This window comes from Nocardia sp. GP40, assembly GCF_050434125.1.
In the GTDB taxonomy this organism is placed as follows: domain Bacteria; phylum Actinomycetota; class Actinomycetes; order Mycobacteriales; family Mycobacteriaceae; genus Nocardia; species Nocardia albiluteola.
Map to the genome: position 1 here is coordinate 211,660 of NZ_JBNPVW010000003.1, position 17,685 is coordinate 229,344.

The window sequence follows — 17,685 nt, forward strand, 5'->3', positions numbered from 1 at the left end:
GGTCGCCTGCACGATCTCACCGCGGCGCGAATCGCCCTGTGCTCCAGGCTGTTTCCATGGCCAACCACCCGTTACGCGCGGCCGTCCGGGACGACGCGGCATAACGCCCGATCGGATCGCTCGCAGCCGTACATCAACGTCATGCCGCCGTCGGCAGATTCCAGGCTCGAACGCCGTGACGCACCGGCCGAAGAGCCCACGCCGCAGCGTTTTCCAACGGCTCAGTTACATCCGGTCATTCCCCGCGCGGCACACCGACGTTCGCGTGCTCTCCCGCCCGTTGCCGGCGCCGGGATACCCCAGCGGACCGCGCGGGACTGCACCGCTAATCGAAACCCTTCCCCCACAACGCAATCGGTTCAGATCTTGTATTCGTCGTCGGCAGCCTCCGGATTGCTGAACATCCCCGGCTCGGACTGGGCGATCGGGAGCGGGCTGAGCAGATCCTTGTGGCCGTGCCGCGCACTGCAATAGCGGAACGGCCCCGTCGGCGCGAACAGCTGCTTCATCTGCGGGTCGGCGTGGTCGAGGAACCACTCGCTCAGGCCCGTCGCGCCCTCCAGCCGAAAGTGCTCCCAGGACCGCCACAGCGCATCCAGGCGCGCGACCGCCTCGGGATGCTGCCACCACTCCGGGCACCACACCGTCTCGGTGGTGTCGGTAACCTGCCGCTGATAGGTCATGCTCAGGTAGTTCTCGACGAACTCGACCACCGAGTGGTAGACCGTATCGCTCGTCTCGGCGAACATGCCCGACGGCGGCGTGCGAAGCGGTAACGGCGCCAGCAGCTTTCGATGCCCGTGCCGCGCGCTGCAATATTTGAACGGTCCGGCCGGGTCCAGGAGTTTGGCCATGTGTGGATCAGCATGATCCACGAACCAGATGCTCAGGCCCGTACGCGGATTGCGACGGAAGTGCTCCCACGCCCGCCACAGCGCGTCGAGGCGGATCACCGCCTCGGTGTGCTCCCACCATTCCGGGCACCACACGGCGTCGGTGGTGTCGGTGACCTGGCGCTGGTACACGTAGCGCAAGTAGTTGTCGACGAACGCCGCGACGTTTTTGTAATGAGTGGGTGGCGACTCCTTCGGCGCACTCACAGGGGCTGGACCTCCTCCGGCTGGCCGTACTGCCGTGTCTGATCGACGGCGGTGAGCGCGCGCTCCTCCACCAGGTCGCTCATCTGGGTCCGCCCACGACCGCCGGGCTCGTAGCGCTTGATCGACTCACGCACCGCGTCAGCGTACTCGCCCTCCCACCACGGCACGGTCCGCACCAGCACGGCCGGGGCGCCCGAGGTGAAGACGACCACGCGCCCGCGGGGCATCGTGATCAGAGCGTTCACGTTCAAGGTGCGAGACGAACCCAATGACCGCGAATAGCTCTTGCCGCCCTTGGATTCGGAGACCGACCCCGAGATGGAGTCGTAGTCGCCGATCGCCTCGGACCGTTCGGTCAGGAATTTGATGTCGTCGATTCCGCTACCGATGACCTTGATGTTGGCGGCCGACCACAGCGCCTCCATCCCGTCCTCGCCCCAGCAGCGCGCGCCCTGGGCCCAGGACTGCAGCACCGTCATCACCACGATGCCGCGGGAGCCGAAGTGGCTGTACTGCTTCGGCAGATCCTTCCACCGCACCACGTTGGCGGCCTCGTCCAGGACTGCGAGCAGCGGAACTCGCAGGCGGCCGTGCGGCATGCCGGTGGCCGAGCGCATCGCCACATCGATCACCGCCGCGGTCAACGCACTGACCAGCGGTGCGGCCGACCCGCGGCCCTCCAGGGAGAGGCTGTACAGGGTGCCGTTGCGCTCGAGGAATTCCAGTTCGTCCAGTTCCCTGCGATCGCCGCCCGGAGTGATCCAATCGTGCACGTTGGACATCTTCAGGCAGCCGATCATCTTCTTGGCCGTGCCGAAAATGCCGCTCTTGGTGCGCGGATCGACGTTGTACTGGGAGGACAAACTCGATGCGGAACGCCCCAGGTCCGCCACTCCGGCCCAGAACGCGCTGGCCTGTCGCAGGATCTCGATCGGCTCCGCGAGACCGGGGTTGGTGACCCATTCCCAGACCTGCATGATGTCGCGCTGCGCGACGGCCGCGGCCAGGAACAGGTTCGCGAGCAGGTCTTCGGCCTCGGCGTCGAAGTACTTGTCGCCCTTGCCGTCCAGCCCGTTGTCGGCGTCGGCGAAATGACCCGCCAGCTGTGCCGCGCGCATCTCGCAACCGCGGCTGCGCGCGTCGACCCAGCGCAACGGATCCCAGTACCAGGTGACCGGCTCGTCGATGTCCAGCGCGACGCCCTGGGGGTCGAAGACGAAGACGTAGCGCGGGTCACCCTTGCGCTCGCGCACACCGCGCGTCGCATCCACCACGTCACGCTTGTTGGAGGTGGCGATCACCGGACCGATCGCGGACAGGATCGCCGGGATGACCCGCGAGGTCGACTTGCCCTGGCGCGGACCCCAGATGTCGATGTGCAGATCTTCGTAGGAGCCGTACAGCGGAATGCCCTCTGCCACCGAGACTCCGATCGGAACGCCGGGCGAATCGTTGTATCCCAGGCCCTGATTGCGGCCGATCTCGCCGAACAGCTCCGCGCCGGAACCGGATCCGACACCGAGCTGCTGGGCCTTGTCCCGCACGCCCTGCTCGGTGAGCGCGGCGATGGTGCCGCCCTGGCCCATGTACTGGGCCTTGGCGTCGATCGGGAGCTTGCCGCGGCCGGCGCGCTTCTTCAGCTCCGCGCGTACGATCAGGTACCCGATCAACAGCACGATCACCAGAATCACGATCACCGTGGCGGGGAAGGGCCAGCGCAGCTTGCCCTTCGCCAGGCCGATCCCGAGCGCGATCGGATTGATGGGGAGGGTCTGCTTGGGTGTGGACAGCATGTTGCCCACTTGCAGTGCCACCCACAGCGTTCCGAAGACCGCGAAGCCGAGGTAGACCAAAATCAGGGTGACATCGGGACCCGGTATTGCCGGGTCCTTTACCGGTTTCGCCATCTCCGCCTCCTGGGGTGACCGTTGACGTTGGTGCCGCTCAACGGAATCCGTCGAGCCGCCAGCCGCCGGCCGTCCGCACGACGGTCGCGATGACCGTCGCGGGCGGTAGCGCCTCACGATGACCGTCGGGGTAGACGGCGCTCTGCTCGATTCCAATCTTGTACTGCTGGTGATCCGGATCGCCGGTGTCCGGCGCCTTCTCTCCCGACGCGAAGGCGAAGGCCTCGACCTTCACCCCGGCCTTGGCCCACTCCGCCCACTGCAGCGAGGCTTTCGGCATCTCGGCCGCGGTGGTCGGGGTATCCAGGGTGCGAATGAGGTTGGGGCCCAGCCATTTGCGCGCCCGGGACAATGCCCCGCCCTGCGTCTCCGTCGCCGGATACCAGGTGTAGATCTCCTTCAACGCCGCCACCGCCACGCCGTCGGGAGTGCTCGGATCGGGCGGCGGAGCCGCCTCCAGCTGCCGCACGGTGGAGGTCGGCGACTGGACGGAATCGGACCCCGAGCCGCCGCTGCTGCACGCGGCGGCCGACACCGCAACGCTCACCACCAGCATCACCACCAGACTCGCATCTCGACCGGCCACCACGGCCCTGCCGCCCGGCCACCGAAGACGGTGTGCCAGACCATGTATCCAGGCTATCGGGAGGGACCGACAGTTCGCAGCTATCGGCGCGTCGGTTACCTCGGCGTGTCCGGTGGGTCCGTCGTTCACATCATCCTCCGCATCCGGGCATCGCCGGGGATCTGCGCCTGACCGACCCCGGACGGATCGGCGGCCCGCAGCATCCGGCCGCTGCCGAGGTAAATGCCCACCTGCGCCGGGCCGCGCCGGCCGAACCGCGAAAACACCAGATCACCCGGCCGTGCCGAGCGCAACGGAACCTCCGCACCCATCTCCCACTGCTGTTCGGCCGTGCGCGGCAGGTTCACCTGTCCCGAGGAGGCCGCGAAGACGGCCGCCGAGGTCAGGCCCGGACCGTCCAGCCCGCCGTCGGTGGGCCCGGCCGGGCCGCCGCCACCCCACACGTACGGGGTGCCGACCCACTGCTCCGCGGCCTGCACGACCGCGTCGCCGCCCGACTGCGTGCCGGGTTCGAACCGGCCGGTCGATCCCGGCGCCCGGTACCGCGGCTCCATCGAGAGGATATTCGTCACGTACGGCTGGGTCTCGGTGAAGTGCGCGGGCACCTGGTCGGGCATACCGCCCGAGGCCAGCACCGCGCCCTCGCCCGCGTTGTAGGCGGCGAGCGCGAGCGGCACGACGTCGCCGTGCACCTTGCCCTGTCCGATCCAGCCCTCGATTCGGTGCGCCAGCGAGCACATGTAGCGGCCCTGGGCGATGATCGCATCGCCGTCGTCCCACAGGCTGGGCGAGCCCCTGCCGTCCACGTCGAGCAGGAACGGCCTGCCGTCGTCGGGATCGATGGATGCCGCTGTGCCGGGCAGGAATTGGGCCAGGCCCTCGGCGCCCGCGGGCGAGGTCAGCCCGCGCTGGAAGCCCGATTCCTGCCGCCCCTGGGCGGCCAGCAGCGACGGGGTGATCTCCGGGCAGATCGAACCCGCACGGCGATACCAGATTTCCAGGTCCGCGGGCACCGTGCCATCGGCGAGAGCGCCCCCCGCGGTGCCGAAACCGCGGCTGCACAACGGATTCACCGAATTCGGCCACGCTCCACCGCTGGCCTGCGGGGTGGGTGCGCCGTCGAGCCAGGGCAGCGGGTCGATCTGCTTGCCACCGGTCAGCCGCCCGCCCGGCACGATCTCGAAATGCAGGTGCGAGCCCGAGGATTCACCGGCCGAGCCGACCGCGCCGATCTGCTGACCGGCGCGCACGGTCTGGCCGACGTGCACCCGCACCCCGCTGGTCCATTCGTGCCCGTACACGGCCGAGAACGGACGACCATTGACATCGGTCGAGTCGATGACGATCCAGTTGCCGAATCCCGAAGCCGGACCGGCCGCTACGACGGTGCCGTCGGCGACGGAGTAGATGGGCGTGCCGTCCGGGGCGGCCAGGTCCACGCCCAGGTGCGTGCCGCCGCGGGCGCCGAACGGATCCGACACGTAGAACGTGCCCTGCGGCAGCGGCCAGGTCCGGTGGATCGGGGCCTGGACGCCTGCCGCCGCCTGGGGCTGATCGTTTCGCGGATTCACCGCCGCCGCGGGGGAATTCGGCAGCTGCGACGCGACCGGGCCCGCGGCCCGCGGTGTGGTCGGCGCCGGCTGGCCGGGCGTATTCGTCACTGCCGCGGGCGCATTCGCCACGCTGCTACCGGGCGCGGCCGTATCGGGCGCCTGCGCGTCTCCCGACGGCGACCCGCTCGGGGTCGCGGAGCCGCTACTCGACACCGTCGGCTGATCCGCGCAGTCGTCCTCTGACGACGGCAGCACGATCACCATGATCAGCGTGATCAGGGCGATCACGCTCCCGAAGCCCACCCACAGCAGCGATTTCGGATTCACCGCACCCCCGTGCGGTTCCCCCGACCGGATGTGGCCGCCGGTTCGGCGCGGCGCTGGGCACCGATCATGTGGTGCGCTTGGTGTCGTTGAGCGTCTCGACCAGGGTGCGGTTCATCTCCGCCGCGGCGGCCAGCTGCTGTTGCAGCAGCGCCACCTTGCGGCGCAGCGCGCTCGTATCCATCCGGTCCAGGCCCGGGCCCTCCGCGGCACGCACCCAGTTGCGGACCGAATTGGTGTGCACGCCGATCTGCTCGGCCACCACCCGGCACGCCTCGGATTCGCTGCGCAGCTTACCCGTCAGCGCGATCACCTGCTCGACCGCGGCCTGCCGCACCTGCGGCGACACCCTGCGATAGGACCTGTGCGGCATCATCCGGCTAACCTCCCCGACGGCCGCATTCGCGAATTTTCCTGCGCCACCGCGTATCCGACTCTCACGCGGCACTCCCTTCGTCATCGTCGCCGCCGCCCTTGCGACCGTCACCGCGGGCTCCGCCGTTTGCGTCATCGCCGCCGCCGCCCTTGCGACCGTCACCGCGGGCTCCGCCGTTTGCGTCATCGCCGCCGCCGCCCTTGCGACCGTCACCGCGGGCTCCGCCGTTTCCGTCGCCGCCGCCGCCCTTGCGACCGTCACCGCGGGCTCCGCCGTTTCCGTCGCCGCCGCTGTCCACGCTGTAGGTATCGTCCGGACCCGCCGTGTCGCCGTCACGCCGGGCGGTGGGTTCGTTGAATTCGCTGAAACGCTGGTTGGTTTCGTGAATTCCGCTTTCCTTCTCCGAGATCGTGAATTCCATGTGGAAGGGTATGCCGGGCCGGCGATCCTCGCCGATCTTCAGCAGGAATTTGCCGGTGCCCGGCGCGGGCGGGCGTGTCTGGCCGGGCTTGAGCGCCTCGCCGGTCAGGGCCTGCGGCGCGGACCATCCTGTCACCATCTCCTCCTCCGCCGCGGTGAAGGGGATCGTCGAGTCCAGGCGCTTGATCTCCTCCGGCGGCAACGCACCGAAGATCTTCGCGCGGGCTCGCTCGAGGAAGCCGAGCGCCTTGGCGATCGCCGCCTCCGACCCCAGCGACTGCAGGTCCTTGATGGTGTGACTGATCATGATGAGCGAGGTGGCCAGGCCGCGCTGCAGGCGGGTCAGCTCGTCGACGCGGTCGACCATGAAGTCGCCCAGGCCCAGCACCTGCCACAGCTCGTCCATCACGACCTGGAAGTAGCGCTGCGCGCCCAGGTCGGCGTCGGCGAGCACGTGCGCCGCCTCCACCGAGGCGAAACCGTCGGCCCAGCAGGCCAGCATGACCGCGGCCTTGAGCTTCTTGTCGCCGGTGGGGACGTGCGAGACGTCGATGCAGACCGCGACGGCGGTGGTGTCGATCGGCGTGGTCGTCTGCCCGTTGAAGACCGCGCCGAACGGGCCCTGGGTGAGCGCGCGCAGCGAGCGGCGCAGCCCCTTGATCGACTCCTGGTATTCCTCCGGGGTGTCCGCGCCGGCGTCGAGCATCAGCTGGTCGCCGCCCTCGACGATCACCTCGAGCAGGTTGTCCATGATCGGCGGGTTCTCCGGCGCGAAACCGCTGCCGGGCCGGTACAGGATGCTCAGCGCGGTGGAGATCAGCGTCTCCTCGAAATCCCGGACCCGTGCGCCGCGAACGAGTTCCACCAGCCCCGCGATCAAGGTCACCTGCCGCGCCCGCAGCTCCTGGGTGACCTGCACCTGCAGCGCGGGCATCCCCTCCAGCATCGGCACGATCATGCCGAGCACCCCGCCCGCCAGCGGATTCAGCTTGCCGTGGCCGTAACCCAGGTCGATGACCTGGCCCCCGACCATCTCCACCAGCCTGCGGTAGTCCGGCTTGACGTCGGCCAGGATCAGCGGGGTGATCCCCTGCGCGACGCCGCCCAGCACGATCCGGCGCACCAGCGAGGATTTACCGAAACCGTTGAGGCCCAGTACGAACAGGCTCGGCGCGGTGATGAAGCTGCCGCGCATGAACCAGTTCATCGGGTCGAAGCAGACCGGCGCGCCGGTGTGCAGGTGCGAGCCCAGCGGCGTGCCGATCAGCGGGGCGCCCGCGCCGACCGACCACGGCCACAGGCCCGCGACCTGCGCCGTGGTGGCGCGGTACTCGACGGGGCGGCCGACCACGTTCATCCGGCCACCGCCCGCGCCCAGGTAGCCGCGATCGGTCAATTGTGCTGTCGTGCGGTCGAATCCGTCCTCCTGCACCGCCTCGATGCGGGCGGCCGCATTGACCCGTCGCAGGTCGTCGGTGCGGATACGGAAGGCCGCCCAGGCCGCGCGCAGGCCGTTGCCCTCGCGCGCGGTGGCCTCGAGCCGGGCGCGGGTGATGTCGTCCAGCAGCGACGGGCCCTGCTGACGCTGCTTGGCGTTCTTTCCCGTGCGACCCTGCTTCCTTCCGGCCGCGCCGGAGCCGTTGCGCCCGCTCGTACCGGACCGGCGGGAATCCGTTCGGGACCGGTCGCCGTCGCGATCGGTGACCCGCCGCCCGTTCCGCTCGGAGACCGGCGCCCGGTTGCGAGTAAGATGTTCGGCGTCGGCCCGCTCACCTCGGCCGCGCGAGGATCGCCGGGAACCGTTGCCGGACAGCGCATCCGGCTCTTGTGCCCGTCGATCGGCCTGGTCGCGCGGCGAGCGCTGACGCTGCCCCGGTTGCCCGTCCCGCATCTGCTCATACCCTCTCCCGCGCCGTTCCTGGCCACCGCGCACACCGGTGGATGGTGCCTCGGCCCGCCCCCCGCCACGAGCGGCACCGGCGGGCGGCACACCGCCGGACGCCGTCGCCGCATCCTCCGGTTCGGATCCGTTCCGCGCCTGCGTATCGCGCCGCGCGTCCGGACGCGCGGTCTCCACGACCGCCGTACTCACCGATTCGGCGGGCTGCTCACGGGCAGAACCGGATTCGAGCGCGAGTTGTTCGGACGGCCCCTGATCGCCGCGGCTCGGGGCGTCGGAGCCGGGGGTACGGCGATCGCCTGCTCGACGCTCCGAGCCCTGCGGTCGTCCCGGATCCGCTGCCGCCGACGCGAGCTCGCGACGATCGGCGATATCGCGGCGCGACCGGCGATCGGCCGATCCGGCACGTTCCTCGTGGTGCGTTGTACCCGAGGCGATCCCGTCGGCCTCGGAGACCTCGCGGCGCGGCCTCCGGGCACTCGCGGACCGATCCGGCTGCGCCGCAGGTGAATCGGACCGGTCGCGACCGGTTCCCTCGCGCCGCGCGCCGTACCGGTGCGTCTCGGCGGCTCCGCGCTCGGCGGTGTCGCGTTGCCCGGCACGGGATCCCGTCGCACCGCTGCGGCCGCGACCGTTCGATTCCCGTTCGGCGGCAATGCGGTCGTGTCTCTCGGCATCCCGGCGCGGGCCTGTCTCCGAGGATCCCGCACGCGCGCCGGCATCGCGCTGCGCGTCCAGGGAACGCCCTCGGCCCGAGGCGCTTTCGCCCCGCTCACGGCGCGGACGCAGCGGGGCGTCGTCCCAGTCGGCAGGCATGTTTGTGCGCGGCTGTCCGGGCGTGTACGCCTCGACTCCCCACTCGTCCTCACGCCGCGACCCGCGCCGGGTGGGGATCGGATTGCCCGTATCCACCACCCGCTCGCGGTAGCGAGGCGGCGCGCCGCGCGAGCGGATCGGCGCCTCGCCGTCGTCACCTGCCATGCGAGCTCACCCCGCCAATGCTTTCGGAATGGTCGCGTGCTCCGGCAGGATCACGCCGCACCCGAGCGAGGCCGCGAAGGCCGCCGCCTGGTAGCGGTAGCACCGCCGGATCTTCAAGCGCGCCTGCGTGGACAGATCGCGCGTGATGGCCTCGATGCGCGGCAGATCCCCGCGCAGGGGTTCGGTGATGGTCACCAGCGCGCCGAAGCGGGTCACCCCGTGGCCCCGGGCCTGCTCCTCCCGGGCCTGCTGGGTGGCGCCCACCCGCAGCGTCGCGGCCGCCGAGACGACACCGCGCTCGCTCTGCTGCGCCACCAGCGCGTTCTTGTAGTCGTCGTCGACGATCTCCGCGGCATCGGCCGCCGAGTGCGGCCGGTACACGATCGCGATGCGCTTGCGCGGCACCTCAGGATTGGGCGCCAGCAGCCGCTGCAGCACCCGCTCGTCCACCGCGCCCTCGGGGGCGGTGTCCATCTCCCAGGTGACCGACCGGCCGCCGTCGTGCAGGAAGTGATCCCAGCGCTCCTCGTGCGAGACCGGTCCGGCATCGGCCCAGTCCAGGCCGTGCCCGCCCGGCTCGCCCGCGGCCACCTCCAGATCCGCCTGCGCCGCAGGATCATACGAGCGCCGGATGAATCCGATCACCTCGTCGGCCGACATCGGCTGCGCCCGCACGCCGGCCTCGGCCAGCGCCGCGCAGATACCCGGCAGCCGCCGGCCGATCTCCACCGCCTCCTCCGCGGGATTCTTGCGGCGCTCGGCGGTGGTGGCTTTGAACGTGATCGCCACCCGCGGCAGCAATTGCACACGCTCCTGCGGCAATTCGGTGGCCAGCTCGTACATCACCTGCTGCGCCAGGTCCGGGGCCTGGGGGTGGGTGATGGTGGAAACCTCTGTCAGCAAACGGTTTCCGGTCTCGGGGACGGTATCGATCACCGGGACGACCGCGATGATGTCCGAGGTCTGCCCGAGCGAGGCCAGGAAGGTGCCCCAGGCTGAGACCCAGCGGTCGATCACCGGCTGATCGACCGCCTCGTGGCCCTGCGGCCACGCCCGCAGCACGACCGTGTACTGCCCGAACTGCGGCAGGTGGATCATGCCGAAGCTGTAGCCGCCCGCGTCGATGCCCTCGTACAACTTCGAGGGCGCCATCAGTCCGGGCAGCCGCGCGACGCCGCCGGGGATGCGGGAGAACCGGCCGCCGCGATAGACGTGCTCACCCTTGCCGCGGCCGCGTAGCCAATGGAACATCATCAATCCCGTCTCGTAGCCCGAGCGGCCGTTGGACCGCCACACCAGGGGAAGCATCACCACCACGCCGACGCCGCCGACGACGAACGCGGGTTTGGGTCCGGCCACCAGCGCCGTCAGCAGGGCGGTGATGACCACGACGAAGCCGAGCACCGTCTCGCCCCACCGCAGGCCGAAAAGGCCCGCGCTGCGCGGCTTCTGCCAGAGCCCGTACGAGCGCCGCTCGTAGGTTTCGGTCGTCGTCATCGTGGAATGGTGCTCCTGCCGAGGTCGGGCGAGCGGTTCGCCCAGGTGTCACCGGCCACGTCACCCATGGCCTCGTTGGCCCGCTGCAGCGGCGCGGTCGCGGCGCGGGCGGTCGCGATGCGGTTCATCACGCGGGACGGACCGGACGGCGCCGAGCCCGTACCCTGGGCGTTCCCCGGCGGCGCGGCCGCGTTGCCACCGCCGCCACCGCCGCCACCGCGCGGCGGGGCCGGACGGGGAGCTCCGCCGCCGCGCCCACCGGCGCCGCCCGGCGGCCGCGGGCGTCCCCCGCCGACGTATCCGGGTGAGCCCGACGCCGCCGCGCCGCGGAACGCCACGGCCTTGGTGCCGACCGCGCCCAGCGCCATCGCGCCGAGGACCACGCCGCCCGTGGCGCCCAGGCCCGAACCGCCCTGACCGACCATGCCCACCGTCGGCGCAATTAGGCGCATCAGCGTCGGCAGCACGAACGCGACGCTGCCCAGCAGCACGATCGCCACGAGCATGCGCTGCGCCTGATCGGCATCCGGGAGCCCGGCCGTGGCCGTGGTGTCGTCGGTGTTCCCGGCGGCCAGGAACGCGATCATGTAGACGATCGCCGCCACCGGTTTCCACAACATGAACGCGATGATCCAGCTCAGCAGCTTCTGATACGACCCCCTGCCCAGATTCGTGCCCGAGGCGGCCGCGGCCAGCGGCAGCACCCCGGCGGCGACCACCAGCAGACCCTGGCGCACGATGGCCAGGATGATCTGCGCCAGCGCGCCGAGCAGGCCGACGATCGCGATGATCAGCACCAGACCGGGCGAGAACGCCTGCAGCTTACTGGTTTTCACCATCAGCTCGGCGATGTTTTTGGCCTGGCCGTTGGTAGCGTCCTGAATCACCCACGCGGAGAACCGATCCGAGGCCTGCGTGCCCGCGACGATCACCGCGCCGAGCATCCAGGAACTGAATATCACCCGCGCGAACATCCGGAACGATTCGGCGGCCTCGGCCAGCACCGCCCCGCGTCTGGCCTCGGCCAATCGCACGCCGGACAGGATGATCGAGACGATCAGCAGCAGTATCTGCACCTCGTAGGTGTAGTCGTTGATCTTCTCGAACAGCTGCCCGCCGTTGCTCAGGCGCTCGTTGGGCACCTTCATCCAGAAGGTCAGCGCCATGATCAGCGCCTCGCCCAGGCCGTTCATCAGCGAGTCGACCACCTTGCCGAAGGTCGAGTCCCACGCCTTGTCGCGCACGGCCGTGGCGGCGTCGCCGGGATGCGTGGCGGCATTGCCCGCCTTGCACGCGGCCGAGGCGGCCGCGCCGAGCGACACACCGGGTAATCCGAGGTTGTTGAGGTCGTCGTAGATCTGATTGCACGTCTGGTCGAATCCGTACGTCTGGCCGTACGCCACCGTCGGAGTCGCGATCGTCACGGTGAAGACCACCGCGAGGATCGTGACGATGCGCCTCAGCATCAGGTTCACCCCTCCCTGCGTAGAAGCGAATCGATCCGGACCAACTACCGCCATCGTCAACGTCTCATCACATCCCCTGCTCACCGCTGTGCTCACCATTTGGTCCACCCATCCAGCGAATCCACGTACTCGGTCTGATCGGTGGTGGCATCGGTCGGCTTCAGATGCCAATCCCCGTTGTCCCACACCATGACCAGCCGCATCGCCGCCCACAACTGCTTGCTGTCGTTCACCGGGCCGCGGGTGGCCAGGCGGACGATCGCCATATCGTCGGCATAGTTCTCGACCTGAAATGCGTCCGGCGCCACCAGATATCGGGTGATGCGCTCGGGCTGCTGCGCGGGCAGCTTGCCGGCCGCGCGCGCGGAATCGTAGGCCGCCAGCTGCGCGGCCGAGGCCCGCACCTGATGCATGTACAGATCACGATCGGCCGGCCGGGCGTTGAGCCGGTAGGTGATCTGCGCCGCCGCCAGCACCGCACCCTGCGGGGTGTGCGAAAAGCCCACGGCCAGGCCCTTATCGATGTCGATCGGACCGTCGCTGGTGGAGAACGGCACCGAGGCGCCGTACACCCGTTGCCAGCCGCGCGCTTCGGTGGTGCCCTGCGGGGCCGCGGTCAGCCAGTCCGGATCCGACGGCTTGTGCTGCTTGCTCACGTCCTGCGGAAGCGGTTGTCCCGCAGGATTGTTCGGAATGTCGACCCGGCGGCCGAACAGGTCGACCCCCGGCGCGGCGAAACCGGTGGCGTTCGAACCCGCCGCGGGAGACGGCGCCGGAACGTTCGCCGACTGCTCGGCGCGCGAATTACCGTGCGTGACATACATGAAGACCCCGACCACGACGATCAGCGCCAGGACCGCCGCGGAGGCGATGGCGCCGAAGGAGATGCCGCGGCCCTCGTCCGCGTCCTTCTCTTTCATGTCGGAAGCAGGGTCAGCGCGATAGCGCTCGCAGAGGTGGCCACAATCGCTCCGATCAGGCTCATGACGATGCCGTGTGATGCGTCGTTGACGCCGAAACTGGAGCGCATCGCCGACCACAGCCGCCCGGCCGAGACGATCATCCAGGCCAGGCAGAACAACAGCACCACCCATAACAGCCAATCGATCAGCTGCATGATCGGCGCGAGCACCTCGGATGGGATCTGTTTGTAGGCAAGCACTCCGCGGCCCGCCCTCAGGATCCGATGGCGGCGTTCAGGATGGTCCCGGCGCTGGTGGCGACAATTCCGCCGATCATGGCGCCCGCCACCATCTTCGGTGATTCCAGGCCACCGCCGGTCCACTTCTCCCAGGCAAAGCGGCCACCCGCGTAGGTGATGCCCATGATTCCGGACAGCAGCACGAACCAGGTGAAGTAACGAACCAATTTCAGCAATTTGTCCGCGGCGGGTGGCGCCTCGGGCGTCGGATTCCCGACCTGAGCGAGAACAGCACTGTACGTCTCGTGCACAGCGAGCAGGATGGTACTCATCGAGCGTCCTTCTCCAATAGGTGAACCGAAAACAAAGCGGTGTACCGCGCGTACGCCGACACCTGAATGCCACCCCTGCGCGTGAGAACGCGACGGGCGCACAACTGCGGGGGCCATCGTTGTCACGGGGTGTCCTCTTCCTCGTATTGTGAAGCGGCACTTACCTTTTCACGAATAAGGGCAATGATGCCCGAGCCCAGCTGGTCCACCTCGTGCGGGACGGACTCGAGCACATCGACCTTCCGCTTGCGCTGCTGCGGCTGCGGATCGCCCGGCGACCACACCGGCAGCTGATCGGGCTCGACGAGGGTCCATTCCTCGTACCACGGCAGCTGCCAGACGGTGCCGGCCAGCGAGCCGACCACGTCGCGGTACCGGCGGATCTCGGCGGGTATGCGGCCCGGGCGCACCGCGACGGTGACCATGCCCAGCACCTCGCACGACCCGGCCAGGCCGGCGTGATGCTGACGCAGCAGATCGTGTGCGCGCGTGAGCCCGGAGATGGTCTCGCGGGCTACCAGGACGACGAAGGGGGATTCGCGCTCGAAGACTCCGGGCCAGCGGCGGTGCGAATCCGCCGCGGGCGCAAGCACATGCGCGAGGGTACTGGCGCCCGCGCCGCCGTGCACACCGAGCAACCACACCAGGGGGGCGCGCCCGGCACCCGGCACCGGCCGCTCCCAGATGGGCGCGCGCCGATTCTCCGGCGGCGCGATCACGCCCGCCGCGCCCGTGGGCAGGTGCTCCCCCGCGGGCGTTTCCGATGCTTTCCGACGTTCCCTCATAGCCGCGGTCATGATGCCACCCCCGCCAGCAGCGTGCGATAAGCCCTGCGTGTGTCGGTGGCAAGTGCGTTGTGTCGCACCAGTTCTCCGCGCGCGAGGTGCGGGTCGTAGGGAATCTCACGAATATCCCGGACCCAGCCCGTGAGATGTTCACGCAAATGTTCGGCTACCGGAGACTCGTCGCCGGGCAGCTGATGCGAGACCACGATCGTGGTGTCGCCGACGATGCCGCCGCCCTGGCCCTCGGTGTGGCCGCCGAATTCGTCGTCGAGCCACTCCAGGGTGACGCGCAGCCGGTTGGCCGCGTCCGCGCGTGCGGGAATGGCCAGGATCAGCGCGACCTCGGCGTCCTCGAGCAGCGGGCGCAGGTGCCGAGCGGCGATGGGGCTGCCGCCGTCGTAGACGGCGGTGTATCCCGCGTCCGCGATGGCGCGCGCGACGGTCAGATAGGTGGCGCGGCGCCGCAGCGGCGCGGCATCGCGCCACAGCAGGCCGATGCCCGAACCTGCCTGGGACAGACACTCCTTCAGCGGCGCGGGCTCGTCGTCGCCGCGGCCGTACAGCCATGCCTGCAGGCTGATCGGGCTCAGGTGCTCGTCGGCGCCGCGCAGCGCCAGATCGCTCCCGGAACTCGTCGCGTCGACCGCCACGGTCGGACCGCCGCCGAGGCCCATCTCACCCGCGATACCCAGTGCGGTCGTGGTGGTTCCGGCGCCGCCGCAGCCACCGACGACCAGGATCGGGCGCGGCGCGGAGCTTCCCGGGTCGCCGCCGTCTCCGTCGCGACGGCCCTTGCGTAACCGCACCACCGGAGCCTTCCCCCGCGCGCGGGAGCCCGCCGGGTCGCCCGCCTCGGGCGCCTCGTCGAGCCACTGGCTCCAGTCCTGTCCCATCGCCTCTGCTCTCCTCTTACCCGGCCGCGATGCCCGTGATCAGGGTGCGGCCGCCGTCCACCGTGGTGGTCACCGTCTGCTTGTCGTAGGTGGCGGGCGCGCCGCCGGGTCGTTGCTCGGTGATCTCCACCGAATACCTGCCGTCCCCGGACGGTGCAACCACGACGCAGTAGGCGGTGCCCGGCGGGACGGAATCGATGCCGCGCTGGATCTCCGCCGCCGGGGGCAGCGCGGCCCCGGGTGCGGCGACCTCGAGCGCCCGGTCGGCGGAGCGCTCGACGTAATAGGCGTGCTCGAACCACATCACGGCCTCGGGACCCGAACTCGTGCCGCCGGGTTCGGCGCCGCGCAGCGCGGCGCCGGATCGTTCGGTGGGGCACACCAGCGTGGTGCCGGTGGTGGCGCCGGTCAGCCGCACCGCCTCCGGGTGGGTGGCGAGGGCGTCGCGACCGGCCTCGTCCCGATAGTGGAGCAAATACAGAGCGAACGCTCCTGCAGCGGCGAGCACGAGGATCGCGACAATCAGCACGAGGGTGACGAGCAGGCTGCTGGGGCCGGTCTGATCGCGCAGGGTGAGAGCGGATTCACTGCCGCGGCGGGATTCCCGGCGCGCACGCGCGGCCTCGCGCCGGAGCTGCGGAGACATAGCCGCACCCGGACCGTCGGCGGGCCGGCCGGACGAGTCGCCGAGAAGTCCGCGCAGGCGGGAGAGGCCGAGGCGACCGCGGCGGCCCTTCGCGGGCCGCGGCGCGCTGGTCCACTCGCGGTCGTCGGCGAGCCAGTCGTCATCCATGCCCGGCCAGTCGTCGTTCTCGGCGAGCCATTCGGTGCGGGCGGGCCGTCCGGCAGTATCCCGGGCCGATCGCTTGGCGCGCCCGAGGAGACGACCTGCGGGGCCGGTGCGTTCTTCAGGGTCATCCGATTCGCGTGCCGATCGCTCGGCGGATGTCGAGTCGGCGATCTCCCTCGGCTCCGACGCGATGTCGTCGGCGGCCCGATGGGACTCGTCGTCCGATGCCGTATCCGCGCTTCGGGCCTTGGTACGCCCGTCACGGGCACGACCCGCATCGCGCCCGACCGCACGATCGTGCGACTCGGCCGAACTCTGCGCCTCGTCCTCCCGTGGGACGGCGAGGCGGCCACCACGAGGCCGTCCGGAACTCCGGTTCGATACGGGCTCGGGGTCGTCGTCACCCGGCTCGGCCTCGGCGCGGCGGGCCGCTGAGCGGCCTTCCGCGGCACGGCGGCGCGGTGCGGAGGCGGCGTCCTCGTCCCACGGGAACTGGACCAGCTCGGCGTCGCGGGCCGGGTAGTCGTCGCCGGGACCGGGCGCGTGGTCACCTGATACCCAGTCCGACCAGCCGCCCACGAACTCGCTGCGCCGGATGCCCGATTCTCCCCAGAACGGGATGTCGAACGGTTCGGGTTCGGTCTCCCGGATGTAGTGCGGGTATCCGCCCGCGCCGCCCTGCGACATGGCCTGTTCGAGGTCGGGATCGGTGCGTCCGCTCGGCGCCGCGGCGTCCTGAGGCTCGACGGCGGGGAACCAGCGACGCAGGTCTTTGTACGAGTTCAACATTCCCCCATCCCCGCGGAGCCTGGCGCGTCGTGCAGCATCGTCGGACCCTCTCGGCGATCAGTTCGTGGAGAACGGGCGGTCATCTTGGAAATCGGCGGCGGTCCGGACCGGTGCCACGCCGTCGGAGGCGGCATTGCCGCGGCCTGTCCCGAACGGAAATTCTCCCGTACGTGACGAATTCGGCGAACTCGACGCGCCGACGACGCGCCGTGAGATTCCCGCAGCCCCACGGAAAAGACCGGGACACACGTCCAATTCGGGAACGCGGCCCCCCGGTGGATCGGGCCGCGCACACCGCGCCGGGACGGGGTCGACAACCGGTCCCGAACGCCCGGTTCCGGGTGCGAATGCGGAACGGCCGGACCGGGAATCACTCCCGAACATGCGGATTCGCCTGGTGGCCAGGCACGATCGAACCGCGCCGCCCGCCAGGCCCGCGCGGATCGACGTACTCGTCTGTCCGGCGACTGCACCGATGGCGCGAATTGCCAAGGCGGACAGGGCTGGACGTGGACGGAGCCGACTGTCCGGCCGGGGCCGGGCGGCGAGCCACGGATACGCCTCGCCTGTGGAGCGCTCCGGGGCACTCACGATCGTGGTCAGCATGCTCCAGGTTGTGCGCGCGGTCGGCATCCTGCGACCCCCTTAACCAGCTGTGTGCAAGGCCTTCGGTGGGCGGTCGGACACGGCGGAGTGAGAGCAAGTGGTTATCGGATCGAGTTGCCGCCGTTGCCGGGTGAGCCCCGAAACGCAATAGACCGTAACAGAATCCGGCGAACTCCGCAGGGCAACCTCCACAACGCCGCCACATACCGGGAAGATCCACGTCACAGCGGCGACCGACC

At 70.0% G+C, this 17,685-nt stretch carries 14 protein-coding genes; all 14 read right to left on the bottom strand.

Annotation, left to right across the window (positions count from 1 at the left end; translation table 11 throughout):
* Positions 1 to 359 precede the first annotated feature (359 nt).
* On the bottom strand, positions 360 to 1,100 hold the full coding sequence (locus ABH933_RS10070; RefSeq protein WP_429416264.1) for a DUF4913 domain-containing protein: 741 nt from the start codon (positions 1,098 to 1,100) through the stop codon (positions 360 to 362).
* Complete coding sequence (locus ABH933_RS10075; protein ID WP_429416266.1) at positions 1,097 to 3,007, bottom strand: type IV secretory system conjugative DNA transfer family protein; 1,911 nt, start codon at positions 3,005 to 3,007, stop codon at positions 1,097 to 1,099. The genes ABH933_RS10070 and ABH933_RS10075 overlap by 4 nt, the downstream gene beginning before the upstream one ends.
* Positions 3,008 to 3,044: 37 nt before the next feature.
* The gene (locus tag ABH933_RS10080; protein WP_429416269.1) at positions 3,045 to 3,593 is read right to left on the bottom strand and encodes a hypothetical protein; all 549 of its coding nucleotides are present in this window, start codon (positions 3,591 to 3,593) and stop codon (positions 3,045 to 3,047) included.
* A gap of 125 nt (positions 3,594 to 3,718) precedes the next feature.
* Positions 3,719 to 5,473, bottom strand: coding sequence for a peptidoglycan DD-metalloendopeptidase family protein (locus ABH933_RS10085; RefSeq protein WP_429416272.1), 1,755 nt, complete (start codon positions 5,471 to 5,473; stop codon positions 3,719 to 3,721).
* 64 nt (positions 5,474 to 5,537) lie between these two features.
* Positions 5,538 to 5,846, bottom strand: a complete 309-nt coding sequence (locus ABH933_RS10090; protein ID WP_215920892.1) for a transposase — start codon at positions 5,844 to 5,846, stop codon at positions 5,538 to 5,540.
* A gap of 61 nt (positions 5,847 to 5,907) precedes the next feature.
* Positions 5,908 to 9,147, bottom strand: a complete 3,240-nt coding sequence (locus ABH933_RS10095; RefSeq protein ID WP_429416276.1) for a hypothetical protein — start codon at positions 9,145 to 9,147, stop codon at positions 5,908 to 5,910.
* A gap of 6 nt (positions 9,148 to 9,153) precedes the next feature.
* Positions 9,154 to 10,644: an SCO6880 family protein gene (locus ABH933_RS10100; RefSeq protein ID WP_429416279.1), complete on the bottom strand. Its 1,491-nt coding sequence runs from the start codon at positions 10,642 to 10,644 to the stop codon at positions 9,154 to 9,156.
* Positions 10,641 to 12,110: a hypothetical protein gene (locus tag ABH933_RS10105; RefSeq protein ID WP_429416282.1), complete on the bottom strand. Its 1,470-nt coding sequence runs from the start codon at positions 12,108 to 12,110 to the stop codon at positions 10,641 to 10,643. Before ABH933_RS10105 ends, ABH933_RS10100 begins: the two co-directional genes overlap by 4 nt.
* Before the next feature lie 92 nt (positions 12,111 to 12,202).
* Entirely contained in the window at positions 12,203 to 13,030 is an 828-nt protein-coding gene (locus tag ABH933_RS10110) for a hypothetical protein (RefSeq protein WP_429416285.1), read from the bottom strand.
* Positions 13,027 to 13,242, bottom strand: coding sequence for a hypothetical protein (locus tag ABH933_RS10115; protein WP_429416288.1), 216 nt, complete (start codon positions 13,240 to 13,242; stop codon positions 13,027 to 13,029). The genes ABH933_RS10110 and ABH933_RS10115 overlap by 4 nt, the downstream gene beginning before the upstream one ends.
* A gap of 44 nt (positions 13,243 to 13,286) precedes the next feature.
* Positions 13,287 to 13,583 (bottom strand): hypothetical protein, encoded by a 297-nt coding sequence (locus ABH933_RS10120; RefSeq protein ID WP_215920884.1) that lies wholly within the window; start codon positions 13,581 to 13,583, stop codon positions 13,287 to 13,289.
* Between the two features lie 122 nt (positions 13,584 to 13,705).
* A complete protein-coding gene (locus tag ABH933_RS10125; RefSeq protein ID WP_429416291.1) occupies positions 13,706 to 14,380 on the bottom strand; it encodes a hypothetical protein in 675 nt (224 codons plus the stop codon).
* Complete coding sequence (locus tag ABH933_RS10130; protein WP_429416294.1) at positions 14,377 to 15,261, bottom strand: MinD/ParA family ATP-binding protein; 885 nt, start codon at positions 15,259 to 15,261, stop codon at positions 14,377 to 14,379. Before ABH933_RS10130 ends, ABH933_RS10125 begins: the two co-directional genes overlap by 4 nt.
* A gap of 16 nt (positions 15,262 to 15,277) precedes the next feature.
* Positions 15,278 to 16,840 (bottom strand): hypothetical protein, encoded by a 1,563-nt coding sequence (locus ABH933_RS10135; RefSeq protein ID WP_429416297.1) that lies wholly within the window; start codon positions 16,838 to 16,840, stop codon positions 15,278 to 15,280.
* Positions 16,841 to 17,685 lie beyond the last annotated feature (845 nt).

What these genes read in the sequence shown, in the direction of transcription:
- ABH933_RS10100 (WP_429416279.1), bottom strand. Translation starts at nt 10,644, where the DNA reads ATGACGACGACCGAAACCTACGAGCGGCGCTCGTACGGGCTCTGGCAG.
- ABH933_RS10135 (WP_429416297.1), bottom strand. Translation starts at nt 16,840, where the DNA reads ATGTTGAACTCGTACAAAGACCTGCGTCGCTGGTTCCCCGCCGTCGAG.
- ABH933_RS10110 (WP_429416285.1), bottom strand. Translation starts at nt 13,030, where the DNA reads ATGAAAGAGAAGGACGCGGACGAGGGCCGCGGCATCTCCTTCGGCGCC.
- ABH933_RS10090 (WP_215920892.1), bottom strand. Translation starts at nt 5,846, where the DNA reads ATGATGCCGCACAGGTCCTATCGCAGGGTGTCGCCGCAGGTGCGGCAG.
- ABH933_RS10105 (WP_429416282.1), bottom strand. Translation starts at nt 12,110, where the DNA reads ATGCTGAGGCGCATCGTCACGATCCTCGCGGTGGTCTTCACCGTGACG.
- ABH933_RS10075 (WP_429416266.1), bottom strand. Translation starts at nt 3,007, where the DNA reads ATGGCGAAACCGGTAAAGGACCCGGCAATACCGGGTCCCGATGTCACC.
- ABH933_RS10095 (WP_429416276.1), bottom strand. Translation starts at nt 9,147, where the DNA reads ATGGCAGGTGACGACGGCGAGGCGCCGATCCGCTCGCGCGGCGCGCCG.
- ABH933_RS10125 (WP_429416291.1), bottom strand. Translation starts at nt 14,380, where the DNA reads ATGACCGCGGCTATGAGGGAACGTCGGAAAGCATCGGAAACGCCCGCG.
- ABH933_RS10130 (WP_429416294.1), bottom strand. Translation starts at nt 15,261, where the DNA reads ATGGGACAGGACTGGAGCCAGTGGCTCGACGAGGCGCCCGAGGCGGGC.
- ABH933_RS10120 (WP_215920884.1), bottom strand. Translation starts at nt 13,583, where the DNA reads ATGAGTACCATCCTGCTCGCTGTGCACGAGACGTACAGTGCTGTTCTC.